The 24,526-nt window shown below is 56.1% G+C and carries 24 protein-coding genes; 10 read left to right on the plus strand and 14 right to left on the minus strand.

Translation table 11 applies throughout. The features are described 5' to 3' along the window. Nucleotides 1-5: 5 nt before the first annotated feature. On the minus strand, nt 6-1,088 hold the full coding sequence (locus tag QLQ17_RS12390) for an efflux RND transporter periplasmic adaptor subunit (protein ID WP_283209888.1): 1,083 nt from the start codon (nt 1,086-1,088) through the stop codon (nt 6-8). A 291-nt stretch (nt 1,089-1,379) separates the two neighbouring features. Here QLQ17_RS12390 and ilvG point away from each other — a divergent pair, with 291 nt between their 5' ends. Beyond that, complete coding sequence (gene ilvG, locus QLQ17_RS12395) at nt 1,380-3,080, plus strand: acetolactate synthase 2 catalytic subunit (RefSeq protein ID WP_283209889.1); 1,701 nt, start codon at nt 1,380-1,382, stop codon at nt 3,078-3,080. After that, nucleotides 3,077-3,355, plus strand: coding sequence for an ACT domain-containing protein (locus QLQ17_RS12400; RefSeq protein WP_283209890.1), 279 nt, complete (start codon nt 3,077-3,079; stop codon nt 3,353-3,355). Before ilvG ends, QLQ17_RS12400 begins: the two co-directional genes overlap by 4 nt. 471 nt (nt 3,356-3,826) lie before the next feature. On the opposite strand, the gene cynS is transcribed toward QLQ17_RS12400, so the two are convergent. After that, the gene (cynS, locus tag QLQ17_RS12405; RefSeq protein ID WP_283209891.1) at nt 3,827-4,270 is read right to left on the minus strand and encodes a cyanase; all 444 of its coding nucleotides are present in this window, start codon (nt 4,268-4,270) and stop codon (nt 3,827-3,829) included. A gap of 330 nt (nt 4,271-4,600) precedes the next feature. Between cynS and QLQ17_RS12410 the strand changes: the two genes are divergently transcribed. Further along, nucleotides 4,601-6,529 (plus strand): sigma 54-interacting transcriptional regulator, encoded by a 1,929-nt coding sequence (locus QLQ17_RS12410; RefSeq protein ID WP_283209892.1) that lies wholly within the window; start codon nt 4,601-4,603, stop codon nt 6,527-6,529. Here QLQ17_RS12410 and QLQ17_RS12415 read toward each other — a convergent pair. Both QLQ17_RS12415 and QLQ17_RS12420 read right to left on the minus strand, forming a co-directional pair. Beyond that, nucleotides 6,513-7,550 (minus strand): proline racemase family protein, encoded by a 1,038-nt coding sequence (locus QLQ17_RS12415; RefSeq protein ID WP_283209893.1) that lies wholly within the window; start codon nt 7,548-7,550, stop codon nt 6,513-6,515. The two genes, QLQ17_RS12410 and QLQ17_RS12415, sit on opposite strands and share 17 nt — an antisense overlap. Further along, entirely contained in the window at nt 7,547-8,698 is a 1,152-nt protein-coding gene (locus tag QLQ17_RS12420) for a zinc-binding dehydrogenase (RefSeq protein ID WP_283209894.1), read from the minus strand. The genes QLQ17_RS12415 and QLQ17_RS12420 overlap by 4 nt, the downstream gene beginning before the upstream one ends. 171 nt (nt 8,699-8,869) lie before the next feature. Here QLQ17_RS12420 and QLQ17_RS12425 point away from each other — a divergent pair, with 171 nt between their 5' ends. From QLQ17_RS12425 to QLQ17_RS12435, 3 genes are all read left to right on the plus strand, one after another. Further along, nucleotides 8,870-9,298, plus strand: coding sequence for an SRPBCC family protein (locus QLQ17_RS12425; protein ID WP_283209895.1), 429 nt, complete (start codon nt 8,870-8,872; stop codon nt 9,296-9,298). A 115-nt stretch (nt 9,299-9,413) separates the two neighbouring features. Continuing rightward, nucleotides 9,414-10,136, plus strand: a complete 723-nt coding sequence (locus QLQ17_RS12430) for a YebC/PmpR family DNA-binding transcriptional regulator (RefSeq protein ID WP_283209896.1) — start codon at nt 9,414-9,416, stop codon at nt 10,134-10,136. After that, complete coding sequence (locus tag QLQ17_RS12435) at nt 10,136-10,855, plus strand: glutamine amidotransferase (protein ID WP_283209897.1); 720 nt, start codon at nt 10,136-10,138, stop codon at nt 10,853-10,855. Before QLQ17_RS12430 ends, QLQ17_RS12435 begins: the two co-directional genes overlap by 1 nt. Nucleotides 10,856-10,861: 6 nt before the next feature. Here the strand turns inward: QLQ17_RS12435 and QLQ17_RS12440 are convergent, their stop codons facing one another. From QLQ17_RS12440 to QLQ17_RS12450, 3 genes are read right to left on the minus strand one after another with little or no spacing between them, the layout of a single operon-like run. Continuing rightward, nucleotides 10,862-11,212: an FHA domain-containing protein gene (locus QLQ17_RS12440; protein WP_283209898.1), complete on the minus strand. Its 351-nt coding sequence runs from the start codon at nt 11,210-11,212 to the stop codon at nt 10,862-10,864. Between the two features lie 24 nt (nt 11,213-11,236). Beyond that, a complete protein-coding gene (locus QLQ17_RS12445; RefSeq protein ID WP_283209899.1) occupies nt 11,237-11,986 on the minus strand; it encodes a PP2C family protein-serine/threonine phosphatase in 750 nt (249 codons plus the stop codon). Further along, nucleotides 11,986-13,641 carry a serine/threonine-protein kinase gene (locus QLQ17_RS12450; protein WP_283209900.1) on the minus strand — a complete coding sequence of 552 codons (1,656 nt, stop codon included), beginning with the start codon at nt 13,639-13,641 and terminating at the stop codon, nt 11,986-11,988. The genes QLQ17_RS12445 and QLQ17_RS12450 overlap by 1 nt, the downstream gene beginning before the upstream one ends. 222 nt (nt 13,642-13,863) lie before the next feature. Here QLQ17_RS12450 and QLQ17_RS12455 point away from each other — a divergent pair, with 222 nt between their 5' ends. Beyond that, nucleotides 13,864-15,333 (plus strand): phospholipase D family protein, encoded by a 1,470-nt coding sequence (locus QLQ17_RS12455; protein WP_283209901.1) that lies wholly within the window; start codon nt 13,864-13,866, stop codon nt 15,331-15,333. Here the strand turns inward: QLQ17_RS12455 and QLQ17_RS12460 are convergent. The 7 genes from QLQ17_RS12460 to QLQ17_RS12490 form a co-directional block, all read right to left on the minus strand. Then, the gene (locus QLQ17_RS12460; protein WP_502867378.1) at nt 15,323-15,979 is read right to left on the minus strand and encodes a class I SAM-dependent methyltransferase; all 657 of its coding nucleotides are present in this window, start codon (nt 15,977-15,979) and stop codon (nt 15,323-15,325) included. The two genes, QLQ17_RS12455 and QLQ17_RS12460, sit on opposite strands and share 11 nt — an antisense overlap. 4 nt (nt 15,980-15,983) lie before the next feature. Then, nucleotides 15,984-16,301, minus strand: coding sequence for a putative signal transducing protein (locus QLQ17_RS12465; RefSeq protein WP_283209903.1), 318 nt, complete (start codon nt 16,299-16,301; stop codon nt 15,984-15,986). 16 nt (nt 16,302-16,317) lie between these two features. Further along, nucleotides 16,318-16,731 (minus strand): alternative ribosome rescue aminoacyl-tRNA hydrolase ArfB, encoded by a 414-nt coding sequence (gene arfB / locus QLQ17_RS12470; RefSeq protein ID WP_283209904.1) that lies wholly within the window; start codon nt 16,729-16,731, stop codon nt 16,318-16,320. Between the two features lie 46 nt (nt 16,732-16,777). Next, entirely contained in the window at nt 16,778-18,127 is a 1,350-nt protein-coding gene (locus tag QLQ17_RS12475) for a hypothetical protein (RefSeq protein WP_283209905.1), read from the minus strand. A gap of 105 nt (nt 18,128-18,232) precedes the next feature. Then, on the minus strand, nt 18,233-18,523 hold the full coding sequence (locus tag QLQ17_RS12480; RefSeq protein WP_283209906.1) for a DUF2721 domain-containing protein: 291 nt from the start codon (nt 18,521-18,523) through the stop codon (nt 18,233-18,235). An 18-nt stretch (nt 18,524-18,541) separates the two neighbouring features. After that, nucleotides 18,542-19,120 (minus strand): CPBP family intramembrane glutamic endopeptidase, encoded by a 579-nt coding sequence (locus QLQ17_RS12485; protein WP_283209907.1) that lies wholly within the window; start codon nt 19,118-19,120, stop codon nt 18,542-18,544. A gap of 15 nt (nt 19,121-19,135) precedes the next feature. Next, nucleotides 19,136-19,807 (minus strand): SDR family oxidoreductase, encoded by a 672-nt coding sequence (locus QLQ17_RS12490; RefSeq protein ID WP_283209908.1) that lies wholly within the window; start codon nt 19,805-19,807, stop codon nt 19,136-19,138. 121 nt (nt 19,808-19,928) lie between these two features. On the opposite strand from QLQ17_RS12490, the gene QLQ17_RS12495 reads away from it, so the two are divergent. From QLQ17_RS12495 to QLQ17_RS12505, 3 genes are all read left to right on the plus strand, one after another. Next, entirely contained in the window at nt 19,929-20,945 is a 1,017-nt protein-coding gene (locus QLQ17_RS12495; RefSeq protein ID WP_283209909.1) for a 2-dehydropantoate 2-reductase, read from the plus strand. A 298-nt stretch (nt 20,946-21,243) separates the two neighbouring features. Beyond that, nucleotides 21,244-23,412, plus strand: a complete 2,169-nt coding sequence (katG, locus tag QLQ17_RS12500) for a catalase/peroxidase HPI (protein WP_283209910.1) — start codon at nt 21,244-21,246, stop codon at nt 23,410-23,412. A 203-nt stretch (nt 23,413-23,615) separates the two neighbouring features. Further along, nucleotides 23,616-24,392, plus strand: coding sequence for a substrate-binding periplasmic protein (locus QLQ17_RS12505; protein ID WP_283209911.1), 777 nt, complete (start codon nt 23,616-23,618; stop codon nt 24,390-24,392). Nucleotides 24,393-24,526: the final 134 nt, after the last annotated feature.

The following is a 24,526-nucleotide window of genomic DNA, read 5'->3' on the forward strand; positions in this document are numbered from 1 at the left end:
GGCGATCAGCCCCGCTCAGTGTTGGCGGCAACAGGCTGCACTTTCTGGCCCACCGACACGAAACCGGCCCCGCGGGTGATCAGCTGAATTTCATCCGGCAGACCGGTAACCCAGGCTCCCTCGGTGGTGATGTTCAATAGTCTGACGGTCGTAAACACGACTTCGTCGTTGCCGTTGACATGGCGAATACCCGGACGCCCATCGTCTCCGAGGCTCAGAAACGCAGGCGACAAAAAGATGGCTTCCACCTCTGGAAGCGCAATGCGCAAAGTTGCACTGCCACCGGCAACCCGTTTGCGTTCAGGGTTATCGACCTCGATCTCAACCGCAAAACTGCGGGTGTCCGTGTTGGCGGCGCTGGCAACGAACGTCACCTGCCCATTCAGGGTGTCGCCGTCCAGGGTCTGAATGGCAACGGGCTGGCCCGGTTTCACCTGACTGACGGACTGTTGCGGCACCTGACCAGTGGCTTTCAACCGGTCTATCTCTACCAGTTCAAACAAGGGCGAACCTACCTGAACCAGATCGCCCTCTTCCACAGACTTGCGATTAATAGTGCCGGCAAACGGCGCTTGTGGCGTCAGATAGTCAATTGCCAGTTGTGCTTCAGCCAGTTCGGCTCTGGCAGTCGCAAGCTCGCTCTGCAGAGCCAGTATTTGAGATTCAGAGGTCAGATCTTTTGCCCGCAGACGCTGAGCCGCTGCCAGGTCTGCCTGCAGCTTTCGCAATCGTGACTGCCACCGCTCTACCACCTCGGGCCGGCCATCGTCCGACAACCTGGCCAGAACCTGACCTTTTTCAACCCGGTCCCCCAGACTGACTTGCAACGACTCAACCGTGCCCGGAAGCCTGGCAGAAATAGCCAGGGACCTGGCAGGTTCAATCTGCCCTTGCAGCAGCAACCCCGGCTGGTAGAGGCGGGCCTGTCGTTCTTCTACCTGCACTCTGGGAAGCTTGGCCTCGTCGGCCTGCACGGCGTCGGGCGCTTTACTTTCCGCCTCTTTGACATCGCCGCTGGCAATCCAGAACACGAGCGCTACCACCAGGAAAAGAGACAGCCCAATGGAACCCAGTTTTTCTTTTGTCATGACTCGCTCGCAGAAGGGAAACTAAAAATTGGTTGCAACCGGTTAAAAACGTGGGTTAGATTCTACACATAATTATTCAATAGATTCAGAGCCGTTGCAGATTTTATGAATCTCATTTCAGTGATTGTACTAGTGAAGGTCGTCCTGGTGGTCGTGGTGCCATCCGGGGGCTTTTGCGTGGACAACCGAGTGAGATAGCGACAACTCGACAAGACACCAGAAAGCCCCCGGAACCGAAAGGTCCGGGGGCTTTTTTTTGCACTGATGAAAGACGAGAAGGACACCTAGCCCATGAACGGCGCACAACACATTCTGGATGCATTCCATCGTCACAGTATCGACACGGTTTTCGGCTACCCCGGCGGCTGCATCATGCCGCTATACGATGCGCTGGTAGACGATGTGGTGGTGGAGCACGTGCTGTGTCGCCATGAACAGGGTTGCGCCTTGGCAGCTGACGGCTACGCCAGAGCAAGCGGAAAGACGGGTGTATGCATTGCCACTTCGGGCCCGGGTGCCACTAACCTCATCACCGGTGTGGCCAATGCCCATCGTGACTCCATACCCATGCTGGTGATCACCGGGCAGGTACCGTCTGGCCTGATTGGCACCGATGCGTTTCAGGAAACCGACGTTCTGGGCATGACGCTCGGCATCGTCAAACACAGCTATCTGGTCACCGATGCTGACGAGATTCCGGACGTCATGGAAGAAGCCATCCAACTGGCCAACTCAGGTCGCCCCGGGCCGGTATGGATTGATGTTCCCAAGGACGTCTTGCTGCAGCAGGTCACAGCCAGCGCCGACCAAACGACCAGGCCATCAGCGGCGCACTGCCCTGACCTGACGCAAGCCATCCAGATGCTGCGCGACGCGAGGCGGCCTTTGCTCTACAGCGGCGGAGGCGTCAGCCTGGCCCACTGCGAACAACCTTTCCGCCGGTTCGCAACCACGTCAGCCATGCCTGCGGTCGTCACACTCAAAGGGATCGGTAACGCCGGCAAACACAATCCCGACAATCTGGGCATGCTGGGCATGCACGGTTCCCTGGCAGCCAACCGCGCGGTGGATGAATGCGATCTTTTGTTGGTCGTCGGCGCCCGCTTGGATGACCGTGCCACCGGAAAGCTGGACGAGTTCGCTCCCAACGCCCGCATGATTCATATCGATGCGGATAGCGCGGAACTGAACAAATTGCGCCCGGCTGACGTGTGCTTACGAGGCCCACTGGACCAGATCTTAGAGGGCCTGACCCGGGCAATAGAGTCGCACCCGCTGGCCATTGATGACTGGCGCAAACAATGTCGCCAGTGGCGCACCACCGGTGGCTTTTCGGCTGCGGATAACGAAGAACCGCTGTCTGCCATCACCGGGCCAGCATTTACCCGCCAGCTTTCCCGTATTGCGCCGGATGATGCGGTTATCGCCTGCGACGTTGGCCAGCACCAGATGTGGGTGGCTCAGCATTACGAATTCGACCACCCACGGCACCATCTGACCAGCGGCGGCCTGGGCACCATGGGCTTCGGGCTGCCCGCTGCCATCGGCGCACAGTTCGCTAACCGCAACAGCACGGTGATCAACGTGACCGGCGATGGCTCGTTCATGATGAACGCCCAGGAATTGGCGACCATCCGCCGTTATCGCCTGCCACTGAAAATCATCGTTTTGGACAATCAGTGCCTGGGCATGGTGCGCCAGCAACAAGAGCTGTTTTACGACAACCGCGAAAGCCAGATCGACCTGGACGACAATCCGGATTTCGTCGCCATGGCCCGGGCTTTCGATATACCGGCGCTGCACATCGAACGCACCGACCAGATTCGCCGTGGCATCGAAACCATCTTGGCCTTCGACGGGCCCATGCTGCTGCACGTGGCCATCGCCCGGGAAGAAAACGTCTGGCCCATCGTTAAACCCGGTTCGGGCAATCGCGAAATGATTGATGAATCTCAACAAACAACCAGAAAAACCAGGGAGCAAGTTGCATGAACGCGCAAAGTAAACAAACGCAACCGAGCTACAACTTGAACTGCCGAATGGCCTTCGAACCGGCCGCACTGGAACGCCTTTGCCAGGTTGTCCGAATCCGCGGCTTCCGCATTGCGAACATGGCGGTAGACAGCGTGGGTGAACACCTGGACATCAACCTGATCCTCGAGGGCAGCCGGCCCATCGCCATGCTTCAGTCTCAATTGGAAAAGCTGCACACGGTGGTTGAGGTTGCCCTGGCGGAGGCGCCTTTGGTTCGGTCTCGGGTTGGCTGATTTTGGAGGTTGGCCTTTGTAGCCTGAGGGTATGGGTGTGGGTCGGGGGGGGGGACCCATTTCTTCTGGGAAAAAGAACTCGCTGCGCTCAGACACCTTTGTTCCCGGCAGAAAAGGGTTCCCACCCCCTCCCGACAGACTTTTTAAGATAACGCTCTGGTCGGTAAAGCAAATGTTTAACAAAGCGAACCTTGCTGACTTAGGTTTCGCACCCGTTGTTCTATCGTTTTGCCTTTGTTCTTGTCTCTGTCTTTATCTTTAACGAGAGATATCCATTGGTTTGCTCGGCGCGTGGAGGGTTTTGGATTTTTGCCGGAAAAAGGTGTCTGAGCGCAGCGAGTTCTTTTTCCGGCAAAAATCCAAAACCCTCCACGCAAGCCCGCCCCCCAAAACCAATCCTGCAAAAAAAAGAAAGCCCACCCCAAAGCCAAAGGCCCCAGCGGTGGGCAAGTTCCCGGATTTAAGGCAGCATTACCAGGATTTATAAGGCAGGAATTTACCGTTCATGGTGATCACGACACGATCACCCTTCGGGTTCTCTTCCTTGTCGATGTCCATAGAGAAGTCGATAGCACTCATGATGCCGTCGCCGAACTTCTCATGGATCAGTTCCTTGATGGTGTCGCCATACACGCCGACCACTTCGTACAAGCGGTAAATCAGCGGATCCTGCGGGACTGAATCGCCCCAGGCTTTCTTCGGGCAAACCTGCAGCATTTCTGCCACAGACTTATCCAGACCCAGTGTCTCGCAGGTCGCAAAAGCTTTATCTTCAGACATGCTGTTCATGCCCAAGCACGCCGATGTGGCGAATACCGGGGACATGCCAATGGCCTCGCCCAGCGCTTCCCAGGAAACGCCTTTGGTGGCTTTTGCTTCCAGGATTTTTGCGGTCATCAGCTCTTTCGTCATCATCCTTCGTTCCTCCTCTTCGTCATCTATTCAGCAACTGAATGCAGAATACATGCTCTATTGTGGTGCACATTTGATCGATAACTCGCTTTCTGCGATCGATCCTGTTTGACTTTCTTCATTGGCCACTACCTGTATCGCATTGTTCGTGCCAGATTCCAGAAAAACCTAGAACTCTGTTTTTATTGTATTTTTTGAATACCTATTTCATTACCAGCTCACGATATTTCGTTATTTACGATTTTTCGGGAGCCAAATGACGATTTTTCGTGTTTTGGCATGACTCTTGGATCCCCTGAATCCAATGATCTTCTCCCAGCATCAAGGAGCCCCATGTCTAACCTGAGCGCAGCAGATCCGACCATGCCCCTCCAAACCGACACTCAGTGGATCGACCAATTGCCCGAAGCGGCAATGCTGGTGGATGTAAAGAGTGATCGAATCACCAGTGCCAACAGCGCGATGGGCGGTTTGACGGGCATCGAACAGGAGGCGTTGATCGGCTCGTCCTGCGCCCGGCTTTTCGAAGGCCAGCGTCCGCAATTGATCGCCTTTACGGAAGAAACCCTGTTCAAAGGCAGAGCCTGGAGCGGCGACTTTCACCTTAGCCACCAGGATGGGCATTCCATCGGGCTGGAGATTTCTTCCTCCAGAGCTGAACCCGCAGACCCTCAACAGGTGATATTTCTGTTGCGCGATCGCCGGCAGTTAAGAGACCTTCGTGAGCGTCAGGAAGCCAATCACTACCACCGTGGTGGACTGTTGGAGTGGCGGCGGGTTCAGGAACTGTTCAAAGACATGGAGCGCGAGAACCAGCTGATTCTTCATGCCGTAGGTGAAGGCATCTACGGCGTCGATGCAGAGGGACGAACCACATTCGTAAATCCGGCGGCAGAGCAAATGCTGGGGTGGCGGAGCGATGAACTGATGGGCCGGGTGACGCACCGAGTGGTACACCACTCTCACGAAGACGGATCTTTGTTTCCATTGAAGGAATGTCCAATCTACGCCGCTTTTCAGGACGGCAACGTTCGGCAAATCGGCGAGGACTGGTTCTGGCGCAAAGACGGTTCCGGGTTTCCGGTGGAGTACACCAGCACGCCCATTATGGATAACGGCCATCCAGTGGGTGCGGTAGTGGTATTCCGGGACATTTCCCAGCGCCGGGAAGCCCAGAAAGAACTTCATCAAGCGCTGGAGGAAGTTGAAACTCTGAAAGATAAGCTGGAGATCGAAAATGCCTATCTTCAGGAAGAACTGAGCGCCGAATACTACTTTCACGAGATCGTCGGCCAGAGCGACGCGGTCAAGGGCATTGTTCGCCGTATTGGTCTGGTGGCTCCAACCGATGCCAACGTTCTGATCACCGGTGAATCGGGGACCGGCAAGGAGTTGATCGCAAGGGCCATTCATCAGTCCAGCGATCGCCGTGACCGGCCGCTGATCCGCGTCAACTGCGCGGCCATCCCCAGGGATCTTTTCGAGAGCGAGTTCTTTGGGCACGTCAAAGGTGCCTTTACCGGTGCCTTCAGCGAGCGGATTGGTCGATTTGAACTGGCCGATGGTGGCACGCTGTTTCTGGACGAGGTAGGCGAAATTCCGCTGGAGTTGCAGGGCAAACTGTTGCGGGTGTTGCAGGACCAACAGTTTGAGCGGGTCGGCGACAACCGTACCCGTGCAGTGAATGTGCGAGTCATCGCTGCCACCAACCGGGAGCTGAAAGCCGAAGTCAACGAAAAGCGGTTCCGCGAAGATCTGTATTTCCGCCTGAATGTATTCCCGATCGAATCCGTGCCTCTGCGACGGAGGGTCGAGGACATTCCAATGCTGGCCCAGGAATTCTTGGAGCGCGCCTGCGTCAAGTTCAACCGTCCCAGACGGCTACTGAGAAAAACCGAGGTGGAAAAACTGAAGCACTACCACTGGCCGGGAAACGTCAGAGAATTGGAAAACGTGATTGAGCGACGAGTAATTACGGCCGACGGCGAGCTGGATCTGGATCTGACCGGGCGAGACCAGGGGGCCGATTCACATGGATCTGAGGATCAGCCACCAGCACGCCACTCCGGTTCACAGGTTATGACCGAGCAGGAGATGCAGGACCTTGAGAAAACCAATCTGATACGGGCTTTGACGGCCGCCGCCGGCCGCGTGTCAGGCGACGACGGGGCGGCCGCCATGTTGGGCGTCAAGCCAACAACTCTGGCCTCAAGACTGAAAAAATTGGAACTTGATCCAGCAACCTTCAGGAACCGGCCGTAAGGATATGGACCAGATCGCTACAATCCTCCATCGGATCATCGCAATTCACAACGATGTCGGAGTGGGCAATCACGTAGCTTCTTCCGGTGATTGTGTTCTCCACCACGTCAAGGTCGCCCTCATGTCGAACGGCTTTGAATTCGCCCACAAATCCCGTTTCCCTCAATGATACTGTTTCAAGGCAGTCGCCCGGCTTGATCAGACCCTCATAATTCATCAGCGCCAATCGCGCAGAGGTCCCCGTGCCTGTCGTGCTGCGACAGATCACGCCGGGATGGACGTACGTAGTGGAGCGGGATCGATAGTAATGGTCACCCACCGTTTCGATCGGCCCCATGAAATGCAGAAACGGCAACGGGCCCACATCGCCCAGGGAATAGTGGGAGTAACTACGCTGTGCCCGAATGGCCTCGACAATTGCGTGGGCGCATTCGGTCAGTTTCCGCTCTTCGTCCAGCGTCAGCGCGAACCCCAGCTCAGTGGCATCTACCAGACAATAGAAGCCACCGCTATAGGCAATGCTGTAGGTCACCGTACCGATACCGGGGACGTCCACAGTGTCTTTGTACGTATCGATGTAGCTGGGCAACCCTGCGCAGGTAATGGATTCAACAACGCCATCAGTGACGACCGCATCGATGTTGACCAGGCCAGCCGGAGATTCCAACACAAAGCTCTGCTTGCCCTCCTGCTTCTGAACAATCCCGCACTCCAGCACAGCTGTCGCTGTGCAGATGGTGTTCGAGCCGGAGTAGATCGGATATCCCATCACTTCCATGATGATATAACCGGCCACGGCTCGGGAATCGGTGGGCGGCACCAGCAGATCCACCGACATCTCAGGAATGCCGTGGGGCTCCTCCAGCAGACACCGGCGCAGGCCATCGGCGTGATCTCGCAGGTATTCCATCTGCGCCCGGACCGTATCACCGGGCAGCGGTTTGATGCCTCCGGTGACCATTCGGCTGACATCACCGCCGGCGTGAGTGTCCATGACTCTGAACGTGAGTGGCTTTTTCATGCCCCGCCTCCCAGAGCAAAACGCGCCCCATGTTCTTCCCACTGGGCGTCCGGCACCACCACGATTTTCCCCAGGTAGTGGCTGCCACGATCGGTGAAGTAACGCTCACATTCATGCAGCTCTGACAGCCGGAAGGCGGCGTGCAGCACTGGCTTCAGCTCGCCATCGCGAATCCAGGCAATCAGCTGCTCGGCCTCTTCCCGGGTTCCGTGGGAAACGCCGAAGATCTGCACCTGATAGAGGTAGATCCGGGTCCACATGATTTCACTGAGGTTGCCGGCGCTGGCACCGGCAATGCTCAGGCGCGGGTAATCCGCTCGGTCTTTCATATTGAAAATCATGGCGTCGATGAAACAGTCGGTCATGGTGCCACCCGCCAGATCCATCACCGCGTCAAACGGATGCCCGCCGGTGACGGCTTTTACCTGATCAACGAAGTTGTCCATGTCCGAGCGGTCCAGAACCGCCTCGGCGCCCAGACTCATCAACGCTTCGGACTTGTCGGCCTGGCTAAGCGCATAGGGAATAGCCCCCATGATCCGGCACATCTGGATCAGGGCCGTTCCGACCCCACCGCTGGCACCGGTCACCAGAATCCGCTCTCCGGCCTTGACCCGTGCAGAAGTCAGCATGTGCAGACCGGTCTGGTAGGAGCACATGCCCATGGAAGCCAGCTCGGCGTCCGCCAGTTCCGGGTTTGGCACGTGGTGAAACTGGTCGGAAGGCACCGCGATGTATTCCGCGTAACCGCCATCGGCACCATGGCCGTAATAATCCGGCGTCAGGTTGATATCACGGCGATCATCAGCGTAGAGATTGAAATCCAATAGCCCACGCTGGCCGATCCGGCTTTCCTCGACCCCGTCGCCAACCGCAACCACATGACCCACCACATCGGCTCCTTGAATGCGGGGAAAGGTCAGTGTGGGCGACCCACCCATGGCAAAAGAGGTCACATCGCCCTTGTCTTTTGTGGGGTACAGACCCTCGCGGGCCTTGCGATCGGTGTTGTTTTTAGCAGTGGCAGTGATCTGCGCCAGAACCTGACCAGGACCCGGCCGGGGGACAGGTACAGTATCTTTATACTCGAGTTTCTCGACGCCGCCGTGGCCGGTCAGCAGCATCGCGCTCATGGTTTCTGGAATCATTGAAACTACCTCTACCGTAAACTGATTCCGAGAGAATAGGAGAGATTTCGCAAGCTGTCAGTTTCCCAACCTGTCCCCGTAAGCGTCTTTTTTCGAAGCGGTTAACCAGATACTCTGGCGACACAGGATACGACCCATAAAAACGAATTTGCTCACAGAGATTCCTAATATATGGCCAGCTATACCATTGAAATTAAAGATACTTTCGATTTGCCGCGCGAGCAGGTATTCGCTGTTTTTGCGGACCATGAGACATTCGGTAAATTACTCGGCGCCCCGATCAAGCGAGTAAGGGATAGCGATCAGGCTGACCCCAATGGCATTGGCTCTGTGCGGAAAATCGGAATTGGCCCGCTGGGCATCGAAGAGACGGTGGTTGGATTCGAGCCGGAGTCACTGATCGAATACACCATCACGAGCGCCAGCCCACTCCGTCATCACATGGGCCGGATCCGCTTCGATAATGATTCCAACGGCCATGCCCGTGTCCGCTACACCATCACCTTTGAGGATCTGGTGCCATTCACCGGGGGGCTGATTCAGAAGGCGCTTGAACAGGCCATCCGGAAAGGGGTACAGCGGGTTCCAAAATTTGTCTGAGGGCAATGTGACGGGGTGCTGTCTGATACCCATCCCGCACCGCCAAATAAGTCTGTTACCTACCCGGCATGTCGAGTAAAATCCGCTGTTTTGAAAACAAGATCGAGGCAGTACCATGGGCAGAGCCTACCAGAACCGCAAAGACTCCATGGCCAAGACGGCCGCTGCAAAAACCAAGGTTTACAGCAAGTACGGACGCGAGATTTATGTCTGCGCGAAATCCGGAGGGCCTGACCCGGACGCCAATCTGTCTCTGCGCGGTCTGATTGACCGGGCGAAGAAAGACCAGGTACCTGCCCACGTTATTGAGAAAGCCATCGAGAAGGCAAAAGGTGGCGCCGGTGAAGACTTCTCCCCCGCCCGTTACGAAGGCTTTGGCCCGGGTAACTGCATGGCCATCGTCGACTGTCTGACCGACAACCCCAACCGTACCTTTGGCGATGTTCGCCTTGCCTTCACCAAGACCAAGTGCAAAATCGGCACTCAGGGAAGCGTCAGCCACATGTTTGACCACTGCGCCATCTTCGCGTTCAAGGGCGAAGACGAGGAAGCGGTGCTGGAGGCTCTGATGGCTCAGGACGTCGACGTCACCGACATTGAGTGCGAAGACGGCATGATCACCGTCTTTGCCCCCAATACCGAGTACGCCAAGGCCAGGCAGGCTCTGCAGGAATCCTTCGAAGGCATCGATTTCGAAGTGGACGAGATTCAGTTCCTCCCCCAGACCACCACCAAGGTAGAGGGCGACGATGTTGAGCTGTTCGAGAAGTTCATGGACATGCTGAATGACCTGGATGACGTCCAGAACGTCTATCACAACGCCGTTTTTGAGGACTGATGACTGCCCGCCTGATCGTACTGAAAACCGGAGACACCCTACCGCCGATCAAGGAAACCTATGGCGACTTCGACCGCTGGTTTTTGGACGGATTGTCGGATCAGCTAGATCGGCAGGTTGTGGACGTCACTCGCGATCCCCTGCCGGGAACGCCTCGACATTGGGATGGCATCGTGGTCACCGGCTCGCCCGCCATGGTCAGTGATCGTGCTGGATGGAGCGAAGCGGCAGCCGCGTGGTTGGCCGAAGCCGTTGAGGCTGATGTGCCGGTACTGGGAGTCTGCTACGGCCACCAGCTTCTGGCTCATGCGCTCGGGGGCAAGGTGGGATACCATCCTCAGGGCCGCGAATCTGGCACCTACCCGGTTCAAAGGCATGGGGCGTCGGATGGCGATGCGCTGTTTGATGGCATGCCGCAGACGTTTCAGGCCCAGTTGACCCACCGGCAATCTGTTCTGGAATTGCCTCCAACTGCGGTGTTGATTGCCAGCAACGACTTTGAGCCTCACCAGGCTTTTCGTGTCGGACAACGCGCCTGGGGCGTACAGTTCCATCCGGAATTCACCGCGGACATTATGCGCGCCTACCTGAAAGCACAGACCCCGGATCTGGTGAAGGAGGGACTCTCACCAGACGAGCTGATCGCTCAGGTCACAGACGCGCCTCACGCCGGCTCATTGCTCAAGCGTTTTTCCGACATCGTTATGGCAAACCGCTGATTCCTGTCAGTCCAGAATGTAGGCGGTCTTTTCCATCGCGTTTTCTTCTTCATCAACAAACCGGAACTCGTTCCAGCCAATCCGCACCAGATCGTTGCTATTCAATCGCTGGCGTTCGTTGACCCTGAGGTCATTCACGAACGTGCCGTTGGTGCTGTCTTTGTCTGTGATGTAGTAGTCCACCGTACCTTCCAGATAGGCATTCGGCATCCGCTCGATCACGGCGTGGTGCCCGCTGACAGAAATCTCATCGATACGGATATCGTTGTCGGCGCGGCGGCCGACATGAACCTCGGTTTTTTCCAGCTCAAACGTGTTGACCACGACGCTGTCTACCAGTTGCGAAAAAGTTGCCATACTGTAAACACCCCCTCCTTCACTTCATTCTGCCGCCAATAACACAACAGACACATTGTCTTTCGCCTGTTTTTCCAGGCTCTCGGTTACCAGCGCTCTTACCGCCAGGTGCACCGACGCTGAACGATCAATTACTTCAGGCCAGAGCTCTTCTTCCAGAGCCCCGGTCAAGCCATCAGAACAAAGCAACAGTCTGTCGCCCGGTTCCAATCTCACTTCTGCCAGGGTAGCGGTAGCATCAGACGCACCCAGCGCGCGGGTAAGAACATTGCGAAAAGGCACGTTGGGAACTTCTTCTTCCCGTATGCTGCCATCTTCTACCATGTTCTGAACCACGGTATCGTCCCGCGTCAGGCATGTGAGGCCGCCATCGCGATACCGATAACAGCGGGAATCACCAATATGGGCCAAGGACGCCTGCTGACCGTGCACCCAGGCAATCACAATCGTTGTGCCCATCTTGTCCAGATTTGGCTCCTGACGTTTTCGCGCATCGATTCGCTCGCTGGCCTGATCCAGGGCCGATTGCATCAACCGTTCCCGGGACGAATGCTGGCTTTCTGCCTCGGCTTTCTTGATGGCGGGGCCCAGTAACTCCATCACGGTGTCAACCGCAATGCGACTGGCGACCTCACCGCCCTGGTAACCGCCCATGCCATCGGCGACGATCAGGAGCGCCTGACCAGAGGCACTGTCGATCAACCAGTCTATGGCATCCTGATTGGCGCTTCTTACGCAGCCAATATCGGTCTGGCCTGCCGCTTGCAAATGCATCAGCTTACCTCCTCGGTTTCCCGGGTGGCCTGTCGACGCAATGCCTCGGCCATGGTGGCGGCATTGGCAAAACGTTTGTCAGGTTCACGCTGAATGGCTTTGTTGATCAGCCTCACGACGCCGTTGGGCAGCTCTTTATTGAACTCCCGCACGCTGCGTGGACGCTTGTTCAGAATCTGGTAGGTTAATGCAGCCAGGGTATCGCCCTGGAACGGCGTTTCGCCAGACACCAGTTTATAGAGCGTGATCCCGAGGCTGTAAGTATCCGATGCTCCGGTCACTTTCTGACCCTTCAACTGCTCTGGCGACATATACAGAGGACTGCCCATCACGCTGCCGGTGCGAGTCCGGGAGTCGTCGGATATCTTGGCAATGCCAAAGTCGGTAATCTTGATATCGCCGCTATCCGGATTGTAGATGATGTTACCGGGTTTGATGTCGCGATGAATGATGTTCTGCCGGTGGGCGTAATCCAGGGCATCAGCAACGCTGGCCATAATGGCCAGCACGGTGTTGAGCGGCAGAAGCCGGCCCGGCTTACCGTAGTCGCTCAGCGGACGGCCCTGGGCATAATCCATGGCAATGAAAGCCAGGTCCGCTTCCTCTCCGACGTCATACACCGTCACGATAGCCGGATGGCTCAAACGTCCCGCAGCCTCTGCTTCACGAAAAAAGCGGGACTTGAGGTCATTGAGCTCCGAGGCGTCAAAGGCATCGTAACTCAGCGTTTTGATTGCCACTGTGCGGGCAATTTTGGGGTCTTTACCCAGATACACCACGCCCATGGCGCCACGACCGATTTCCCGCTCAATTTCGTAGCGCCCCAACGTCGGACGGCTTACGCTCTGTTCCGGCAGTACCAGAGTACGGGTGCTATCGAAACCAGCACCACCCACCGCTCCTGTCTCTGCCGCCATGGATTCCAGCGCCGCCAGACGTTTGGTGGCGTCGCGATAGGAGCGCCTGGCAGACACGATCTGGCGGAAGGTTTCGGTGGCTTTGTCGTACTGGCGTTTGCGTTCCTGAGTGATCGCGATGTCGTATTGAAGTTCCAGAATGGTCTCGTCAGGCGGACAATCCGCCAGCACTTCCAGCGCATCGTCCGGGTTGCCCTGGCGCAACAGCAACTTGCTCAGTCGCGAACGTGCATCCACCACATTCCGGGTCAATTCTTCGATGGTTCGGTGAGGCTGAAGCCAGAACAGCATCAACAGGTAGCCTGCCACCAGTAAGGTGACCACTTCACCAAGGGGCAGCCAGGCGCTCTGATAGAACATCAGCGCTGATTGCAGCACCACAATACCACCCGCCAGAAGCAGAACCAGCGGAAACGCCACGGCCCCGCCCAACCTTGGCACCGCCAGCACCAGAAATAGGGCCACGGCCATGAGTGAACCGCGTATCGCTGCAGCAGACCAAGCGGGCTCCCTCAGTCCCCGTGCATCGATAACCTCTGCCACGGCGCTGGGCTGAATAATATTCAAGACTGCCCCGGACGCACCACCGGAAGTATCACCCAGAACACTGAGCAGCAGCCGGTCCACATAACTCACGACAGGCAGGGCATCCCCAGTGATGGCAAGCACGACGGCAGCAACCACCACCAGCAACCGAAGGCTAAATATTCTCTGAAAAACAAAACGTAGCGAATTCACAGCGATCCATATCAGGTTCTTGCCAGGTTTCAGTCTAGAAACTGGCGGAGCCGAGGGATAGAACAAGGCACCGCCTTTTTTGTAAGTGTTTGTTCACCTGGGAACCGATTCACGAGATGACCAGGAACCCGTCTGAATGAAGGGTATGTAACTTACGTAAGGCCTTTGCTGACGTATAGTTCGGATTTGAAGGGAAACGGCTTTGGGAACGGGAACCTCACAATGACACTTAAGTTATTCTTTGGGCTGGTGTTGGTGCTCATCGTAGGAACCGGCCTTTATCACTCGTTGAAACCTCTCCCGACAGGGATTGCCTACGAAGGCTCGATGCATCCGCTGATAGAGCCTCGACTGCTGACCGACCGTACCCTTCATTTCGGCAATGAAGCGCCGCGATTGAATCATGAGATCTTTGACCACGCACTGAAAATGATTGGTTCTGCCCATCAGTTCATTCTGGTCGACATGTTTCTGTACAACAGCACGGGGGGCAGTGGCGAAGACCGCAAACGCCCTAACGGCGATACTCACCTCAAAAGTCGCCCGCTGGCCGATCAGCTGACGGATGCTCTGATCAGACAGAAAGAGGCCTTCCCTGCACTTCAGGCAATGGTTATTACAGATCCGCTGAATACCTTGTACGGTGGCGTGGAATCAGAACACTTCCAGCGCCTCGAGTCTGCCGGCATTCCCGTTATCGAGACCCGACTGACACCACTTCGGGACAGCAACCCTACCTGGTCCGCACTCTGGCGCCTGTGCTGTCAGTGGTTTGGCAATTCGGCGCAATCCGGCTGGCTACCCAACCCGATCGGCGATGAGCCGGTTACTCTCCGCAGCTATTTAAGCCTGCTCAACTTCAAAGCGAACCATCGCAAAGTTCTGATCGCCGATCAGCAGAACCACTTCAGGGCTCTGGTCTCTTCCGCCAACCCTCACGATGGCAGCAGCCAGCACAGCAACATCGGATTGAGCTTTCAGGGCCCGGCGGTGGCGGATCTGCTGCGAAGCGAGCGGGCCGTTCTGGTGATGTCTGGTGCACCAACACAGGCTGTCGATAACGCATTGGGCGAAATCTCGGAAACCGCGGAAGCCTCGGATGCCCGTATCCAGATCCTGACGGAATCAGCCATCCGCGATGCCACTCTGGAAATGGTCACAATGGCGGAATCGGGTGATCAACTTGATTTGGCAATGTTCTATCTATCTCATCGGGGCATTTTGACCAGCCTGATCAAAGCCAGCCGCCGAGGTGTTCATGTACGAGTACTGCTGGACGCCAACCACGACGCCTTCGGTCGGGAGAAAAGCGGCGTCCCGAACCGTCAGGCCGCCATGGAACTACATAACAATGGCGTAGACGTACGCTGGTGCAATACGCGGGGCGAGCAATGCCATAGCAAGCTGCTTTTGCGGCAAGATCGGGATGGACAGGCCAGTATGCTGCTCGGGTCGGCCAACTTCACCCGGCGCAATCTCGACGACCTGAACCTTGAAACCGATGTGCAGGTTCTGGCCTATCGAAGCCACCCCACCATAGCCAAGGCCGACCTGTTCTTTGAAGAGCAGTGGAACAACGGCCCTGGAAATCCCGCTGTGATGAGCTTGCCATACAAAGCCTGGGCAGATCATTCCCGGGTACGTTACTGGCAATACCGGTTCATGGAAGCGACGGGGCTATCTACGTTTTGAGCTTCTGAAACAGCGCAACATCCTTGGCCGGCACCTCCAGCGTCCAACGGTATTGGTCGGCCAGCCACTGCAAGGTGGATTGGCGATAAAACACCACATGAGTGGGATCGCGCCGATAATGCCAATTGGCAAATCGGCTGTCCTCGGTCTGAAAACAGGTCATGATCCCCAGCCAGCCACCGGGCTTGATCAAGTCATCCAACTGACGAAAAACCTGTGCCGGCTGATGCAGATGCTCCACCACTTCCGTGCAGGTCACAAAATCGTACTGTCGCTCCAGCGGCGTGGTATCCGGATAGAAGTAGGGATCGTACAAGGACATCACCATACCGGCTTCTTCCAGCATGGTCGCCAGGGCGGGGCCCGGGCCACAGCCGAAGTCCAGCCCTCTGGAACCGGTCGGTACGCGAGCCTCAAGTGGCCCGGTCAGTCGGGAGAGAAAGCGACGGTAGCCGGAATCGTGCGGGTCGTTGTTGTGAAGCGCATAGACCGCGCGCTCATCGTCGGAATTCAGTCGACACTCGGGTGCCATCAGGGTCGCCATGCACACAGGGCAACGGTTGTAACGAATGGACTTTATCGTCTGAAACAGAGACGGCTGCCCCTGTTCGCACACCGGGCAACGATCCGTCAAAGCCAGAGCCAACCCATTACAGCGCACCCAGAAAAATGGCCACCAGGATCGCAATCACCAGCAGAAAGCCGATGGCGTAGCGGTCAGCCCGGTCAGTGACGTCTTTGGCAGAAGGTTCATCTGGTTGATTGGCCTCATACTGAGCGATCAGATCACGGGCTTTCGGGTAATCGTCGTCCTCGACGTGCACATTGGTGAAACCGGCGGCTCCGATTTCACCCATGGCACCTTGCAGGTAATGACCACCCACATGGGTCTCGATTCCCTGCGCGTGCAACATGCCAGCAACGATGTGGGCTTCCGCAATATCGCGAGCGCGGTAGGCTATCTGCATGGCAGCACTCCTTCCATCAGATCTTGACCTTACCACGCAGGGCCTTGGTTTTTCCTTTCTGGGTTTTGCTATCCAGTCGACGGCGTTTAGAGGCTTTCGTGGGACGAGTCGGTCGGCGGGCCTTTTGTTGTCGTGCCGCACTCTGAATGAGTTCCCGAAGCCTCTCCAGAGCGTCTTCCCGGTTCAGCTCGAGGGTGCGAAAAGACTGCGCCTTGATCACAATCACCCCCTCTTTACTGATGCGCTGGTCCGAGAGCTTCATCAACCGCTCCTTATAGAACGGCGGCAGGCTGGAGTTGGGAATATCAAAGCGCAGGTGCACGGCAGACGCCACCTTGTTGACGTTCTGCCCGCCAGCACCCTGCGCGCGAATCTGTGACAGATCGATTTCCCAGTCACCCAGGGTGACAGAACTCGAGATCCTTAACATAACTATCCATTAGAAACTTCGTTGTGCTCCATTATGCCCGTCTGAATCAGTCATGGGGAATCGGATCCTCGCTTCGGTCCCAACCTACCAGGCCCAAGGTGGCAATCACGCCGATCAACAGGCCAATCCAGGGCTCAAAGAATGCCAGGGACGCACCGATCAGCACGACCGTACCTCGGGAAGCGTTCTCCCGCGGAATGGACATGGCTATGTAGGCGCAGGCAAAGCCGGTCAGCACCAGCGTGAGGGACAGCGCGATGCCCAATAGCGGCTTGAGCCCGGTCAGCAGCGGTACCAGGAAGTAAATGAACGGCAACCCCATCAAATAGTAGGACGCCATGCCGCTGTGCAGACTGTTCATGGCTGCCGGACCCTGCTTCCAACGTTGCACGACAATCACGTGGACGCCTGTCCACACTGCGCCCTGTGTCGGGAAGAAGGGCGCCAGAATCGCCATGACTCCGTTGCGGATGGCCAGCGAAAAGTGGGTGCGGTTCAGGTTAATGTCGATGTGCTCGTCTTTACGCGCCGCCATACCGTCGCGCAGCACTTCGTTGCCGGTGACGATGTCGCCAAACAGAATGATGTAAGCGATCAACGCCAATGGCACACTCTGGGCAATCATTTCCATGGTCGGCCAGCCATTGACCAAAGGCGATGCTTTGGCAAACGCCTCACCAATTGGCGGGATCATGAATCCCCACTGAATATCGAAAGACACTTCGCCGACAAACGGGCCTACCGCGGCCGCGATCAGAAAGCCGGGCAATAATCCGAGAGCCCCGAGCATCATGAAAAAGCGATTTCGCGCTTTCAGTTTCTGCATGGGGATGGAGAAGGTAAAAATCAGGCAAACCGCACAGGCCAGCGTGGTGGCAATCGGTTGTTCAAGAAGGAATTTGTCCGCGTCGTCGATGAACACACGCTTCAGGGCAGCGATCGAGGCGCCCAGAATAATGCCAGCTTTCAAGGTATCTGGCAGCCAAATAACAAATCGTCGCCCCAGCCCCGTTATACCCAGCATAAACACCAACGCGGTAAATACGAGGGTAAGCGCCGTCATGGCCTGAAATCGGCTGGAAGGGTCTTCATAGCCCCCGATCACAAAGGCCAGAATCAGCGGCAGTGCCGGGGTGATCCAGCCACCAGCATAGGGCTCGCCAAACACGATCACAGCCGAGGCGATCAGGAAGGCATGAACCATGGATAACGCAACGGCTTCTTCAAAACTGAATCCGAAATAGGCCGTCATCACAGGCACCAGCGCCAGACCGGTGGCCGCCGACACCAGCAGCCCCTGGAGGAACTCGGACATGCACAGTTTGGTGTGATAGAAGGGAAGTCGGAAGGTAAACGGGCCCCATCGCCAGCCCGGCAATTCTTGTCGTTCAGCCATTATGGATCACCACCGGTTGTTATCTTTGTAGTGACCTGATTATGGGAACAGTCTGGTTATTCCGCGAATCAATTTTGCTGATTTACCTACATAAACCACAGTTATTCATTCACCGGACTTCTGATTACCCCAGATACGTGCAACAGCGCTGTCGCTGCCCAGCACGGCCACCACGGCGCACACCAGACTGATTACGAAAAAGACCACAACGGGAAACAGAGCGCCAAAGGTGCCGGTGATCATCACGAAAAACAGGGTCGCCATGGACAGCACGAAGAACAGGAAGCCCACGGCGAACAGAATCTTGCGATGGGAAGGACGGTAACCCTCCGAACTGCCTCCTTTTTCAAAAAAACAAAGGATGGGCCAGAACAGTTTGATGAATTTGTCTTTCATCAGGAATTGCCTCTTGAATCAATGGATGCCGAATCTTTCAGGGTGCCGCCGCAGTGCGTAAAGCGCGATCATATCGTACACACCGTGCCACACCATCACCAGTAACAGGCTGTCCGTCAGCCAATAGACGATACCCAGAACAAGCCCCAGCCCGGTGGCAATCAAAAAGTAAACGAAAGACAGGTAGTGCACCAGGCCAAAGGCCATTGCCGCAAGAACGATGGCAAACGCGTCATTGAGGTGACGAGTCATCCAGCCTTGCAAGGCGCCCCGGAAAAGTAGTTCTTCCCCCACGCCCGCAAGCAACGACAGCGCAGCAAGTACCCACCAACCGTAATCGTTGGCAAAGGATTGCAATTGGCGCATGTGCTCGGACAGCAGATCCTGCATGGGGCCGGCCGCCCGCGATAGGCCGCTGAGCGCTACAAAGGTGACGAGGCTGCCAGCAATCCCCAAACCGGCATCAACGGCCCATCCATGCTGGCTAGTCAACGCATCGACGCCCAGCAACCAGACCGCAAGAGCGCCGACAACGGCAATGCTGCCCTGGAAGCCCAGGGCAGCCGCCGTCGATATTTTTCTAGTATCCTGAGGCACCGTAAAAGCCGCCCCCTACCAGGGCAGCTCTTCTCCGTTGCTGTGCCAGAAGCTGCCGGTGTTCTGCAGATCAAGGGCATCAATTCGCGCGGCCAAACCTTTCGCGGATTCTTCCGGCGAAATCAGACCGCCAAAATTTACCATGCGCGTTTTAACATAGCCCGGATGTAACTGCGCAACGGCAATACCTCGGGGTTTCAGGTCCATCGCCAGGGATTTTCCAAAGGCATTCAATGCCGCTTTGGACGCCCGATAACCATAACGACCTCCCGAATCGTTATCAGCAATTGACCCCATTCGGCTGGTGATGTTGGCGATTTTTCCACCTTCCGGAATCTTTGCCACAAGCGCCTCAGCTACTCGCAAAGGCGCGTAGGCGTTGATTTCCATCTGCGTTCGAATCGAATCGAAATCGATGCTGCCCAGTTTCTCATCCTGAAGCAGGCCAGCGTTATTGATCAGCAGATCGATTGATGTATCCGCAAGCCCGCTGACGAGCGTCTTTATGCCCTCATCAGTGGTGACATCGACGCCATCGATCACACGAGTCGCAATCGCATCCAACTCACTGGAGCTTTCACGACAAACACCTATGACAGACCATCCCCTCTCGGCGTACAGCTTGCTAAGCTCCAGACCAATGCCTCTATTGGCACCTGAAATGACAACCGTTTTACTGTTGGACATAGCCCCTCCGTCTATCATGCGAACGACAACCCGTTGAGAATTTCATAAGCTGGCACCCAATTCGGGTGCTGGCAGTTGAAAGTCAAACAACCATAAATCAATACGATGCCGGAGATCACTCATGCAAACAAATCCGATAAAAATCGCCATCTTCGGCGCTGGCAGTATTGGTTGCTACATCGGCGGCCGTCTGATGTCCGCCGGTGCCGATGTCACCATGATTGGTCGCCCCCGAATGCAGGAGACCTTCCAAAGCCATCCCCTCAAGGTGACCGATTACGAGGGTTTTGAAAGTGGACAGAGCCTCACCGGCGATCAGTACACGACGTCTGCTGACGCCGCTGCGGAGACAGACCTTGTGCTAGTCACGGTCAAGTCTGCGGCCACTCGAGAGGCCGGGGAAGCATTGGCGCCCTTCGTAAAACCCGGCGTTCCCGTTGTCAGTTTTCAAAACGGCATCTCCAATGCCGAGCGGCTGCGTGACACTATGCCAGAAGCCACAGTGATCGCTGGCATGGTGCCATTCAATGTGCTGCAGCAATCACCCGGGCATTTTCACCAGGGCACTGAAGGTCATCTGATGGCGGCGGCGGATCCGGCCCTGGAACCCGCCCTGCCCTGGTTCAACAACGCAGGCCTGCCACTGGAACTGCGAGACGACATTGAATCCGTCATGTGGTCCAAGCTTTTGTTGAACCTGAATAACCCCGTTAACGCGCTCTCCGGCGTCCCCCTTCTGGAAGAACTCTCCCAGCGTGACTACCGCCTGGCACTGGCGATGGCGCAGAAAGAAACACTCAGACTACTCAAACAGGCGGGCATTCCAACCGTTAAGCTGACCGGACTCCCCAACGCGCTGATTCCGGTCCTGATGTCTGCACCCAACTGGATTTTTACCCGAGTGGCCAAACAGATGCTGACCATTGACCCGGTAGCCAGGTCATCCATGTGGGAAGACCTTCAGGCCGGGCGTCCCACAGAAATCGACTGGATCAATGGCGAAGTCGTCAAACTCGCCGAATCCTTGGGTTTGAAGGCGCCGGTTAATCAAAAACTGGTGGAATTGATGCATGAACAGGAACAAAACCCCCGGCCCTGGGCACCAGAATCGCTTTTGAATACTCTCAAACAAGCCTGAGCGCCAGTGGCAAAAACGTGAGTTAGCAACTAAATTTCATCGGTAGCCTGAACCACTCAGGCTGGTTCCACCGTACCTCCTTGCGCTACCTGAAAAGTCGACAACGATAAATATAGGCTATAGGACTGGTGACTAAAACTAAATTGTGACAATCGCGACCCACTGCTATAACTGAAATATCTCAGCGGTGAACGTCCAGATTAAGTGCATAGCGTGCTCTGTAACGGCGTTGACCCAAACCTGCAATCGACGTCTGAGATAGGTAGTTCAAAACAACCAATCAAGATCGGAGAGAGTTATGGGCGGTAACGATAGCGCCGGAAAATGCCCGGTAATGCACGGCTCAAACACGCAAGAACACGGAGATGTGAAGGCGTGGTGGCCGGAAAATCTGAATCTCGAAATCCTTCATCAGCACGACACCAAATCCAACCCGATGGGCGATGATTTTGACTATCGGGAAGAAGTCAAAAAGCTCGACTACGAAGCCCTTGAAAAAGACATGCACGACCTGTTGACCAACAGCCAGGACTGGTGGCCTGCTGACTGGGGTCATTATGGTGGCTTGATGATTCGTCTGGCATGGCACGCGGCTGGTACGTATCGCCTGGCGGACGGTCGTGGTGGTGCCGGAACCGGCAACCAGCGTTTTGCTCCACTTAACTCCTGGCCAGACAACGGGAACCTGGACAAGGCGCGCCGCCTGCTTTGGCCCCTTAAAAAGAAGTATGGCAAAAAGATCAGCTGGGCCGACCTGTTCATTCTGGCTGGCAACATTGCCTATGAATCCATGGGCCTGAAAACTTTCGGCTTCTCCTATGGCCGCGCCGATATATGGCACCCCGAGGAAGACATTTACTGGGGTGCGGAAAAAGAGTGGCTGGCCCCGTCAGATAGTCGTTACGAAGACGTCAACAAGCCCGACACCATGGAGAACCCGCTGGCCGCCGTTCAAATGGGTCTGATCTACGTCAACCCCGAAGGTGTGAACGGTAACCCCGATCCTCAAAAGACGGCGGAGCAGATTCGCACCACCTTTGCTCGCATGGCAATGAACGACGAGGAAACTGCCGCCCTGACGGCTGGCGGTCATACCGTCGGTAAGGCACATGGTAACGGTGATGCAGAGGCGCTTGGTCCAGAGCCGGAAGGCTCTGATGTCGAAACCCAGGGTTTCGGCTGGATGAACCCCAACCTGGATGGCAAAGCCACAAATGCGGTGACCTCTGGTATTGAAGGCGCCTGGACCACCAACCCGACCAAATTCGATATGGGTTATTTTGACCTGTTGTTCGGTTACGAGTGGCAGCTCACCAAGAGTCCGGCCGGTGCCAACCAGTATGAACCGATCGACATCAAAGAAGAGCACATGCCGGTTGACCCGACCGACATGAAAACGCGCGTCAGGCCGATGATGACCGACGCCGACATGGCGATGAAGGTCGACCCGAAGTACCGCGCGATCTGCGAAAAGTTCATGGCCGATCCGGCCTACTTTCAGGATTGCTTCGCCCGCGCCTGGTTCAAGCTGACGCACCGTGACATGGGCCCGAAAGCCCGTTACATCGGCCCGGATGTACCTGATGAAGACCTGATCTGGCAGGATCCGGTTCCTCAGGGTGAGACCAACTACATCGAGGAAGTGGTTAAAGAAAAGATCGAAGAAGCAGGCCTCAGCCTCAACGAATTGATCACCACTGCCTGGGACAGTGCCCGTACCTATCGTGGTTCAGACATGCGCGGTGGTGCCAACGGTGCGCGCATTCGCCTGGCACCGCAGAAAGACTGGGAAGGCAACGAGCCTGACCGTCTGGCCAAGGTTCTCAAGGTCTACGAGAAGATTTCCGCCGACACGGGTGCCAGCGTTGCTGACGTCATCGTTCTGGGCGGTAACCTGGGCATTGAGAAAGCCGCCAAAGCCGCCGGCCATGACTTACACGTGCCGTTCCTGAAGGGTCGTGGCGACGCCACCGACGCCCAGACAGACGCAGAGTCGTTCGAGCCGCTGGAGCCGCTGGCCGATGGCTTCCGTAACTGGCAGAAGAAGGACTATGTGGTCAAGCCGGAAGAAATGCTTCTGGACCGTGCTCAGCTGATGGGCCTGACCGCACCTGAGATGACAGTTCTGCTCGGTGGCATGCGGGTATTAGGTACCAACTTCGGCGACACCAAGCACGGCGTGTTCACGGATCGCGTTGGCCAGTTGACCAACGATTTCTTTGTGAACCTCACCGACATGGCAAACCGTTGGGAGCCCACTGGCAAGAACTCCTACAACATCGTGGATCGCAAGAGCGGCAATACCAAGTTCACCGCGACCCGTGTTGACCTGGTGTTCGGTTCCAACTCGATCCTGCGAGCATATGCAGAGGTGTATGCCCAGGACGACAGCGAAGAGAAGTTTGTCAACGACTTCGTCGCAGCCTGGACCAAAGTGATGAACGCGGACCGCTTCGACGTGGCCTGATCGCTCACACTTCACCAGGAAACAAAGCGTGGCCGGAACCGGTCACGCTTTTTTTTGTGCTTGCGGTAGACCATACTTGTCAAGAGGCATCAGAATGCTGGCGCTTGCGGCCAGTGTTTCTATGGGACATAAGCAGGACAATGTTGACTCCGGCAGCGTGCACCTCACAGATGTACCAGCTTTCAAAACGCCTGATTGCTCTGATGAGTTGGTCAGCAGGCTTCTTTTTTATCACGTTCACCACGGCAATGGCCGAGATTCGCTGCAAGAATCTCGTGGTGAGCGGCAACCCGGAATACCCCCCACTGCTCTGGCAGGATCGTGATGATCCCGGCAGCCTGATCGGTGTCGTTCCTGCCTTGCTAAAAGAAATTGTGGAGCCAATGGGTGTGACCGTCGAGGTGCGTCATGTCGGTAGCTGGGCAAGGGTTCAACACCAGGCCCGGGCCGGCGAACTGGACATGGTGGCTGGCGCTTTCATGACCAGTGAACGCTTCACCTACATGGATTACATTCTGCCGCCCATCCTGCAGCTTCCGACCACGGTATGGGTGCCGGCTGGTCAGGAGTTCCTTTACCGTCACTGGCCTGACCTGCTGGGTAAAACCGGTAGCACGCTTATCGACAACAGCTTTGGCCAGAACTTTGACCGCTACGCCGACGAAAACCTGAATATCGTTCCGGTTCGATCAATCAGGCAGTCTTTTCTGATGGCTCAGGCAGGCCGCGTGGATTACGTGCTTTATGAAAAGCTCCAAGGCCAGGCAAAACTGGCCCGGGAAGGAAAAGAGGGTCAATTCACCGCGCTTGAGCCACCCATCAGCTCAGAGGGACTTTTTTTTACCTTCCCGAAAAAGTCTCCCTGCAATAACTTCGATTTCCGAGAGGCAGTCGCCGACAAACTCTACAAACTGGTCCAGGACGGACGTGTCGAAGAATTGATCGCCGAATACAACCAGCAGTACGTGCTGAGAAATTAATTCTTGTCACCGGCGATCATAATTTTCTATAAGGTTCATGACACTGGACTCGATTTTAATCAGTTACGATAACCACCCTTCACCAGAAAAGAAGCGCCCAATCTTGAAACGCCTTATTCATGTGATCAGCTCAT

Origin of the sequence: Marinobacter sp. CHS3-4, from assembly GCF_030053415.1 — a bacterium.
Classification (GTDB): domain Bacteria; phylum Pseudomonadota; class Gammaproteobacteria; order Pseudomonadales; family Oleiphilaceae; genus Marinobacter.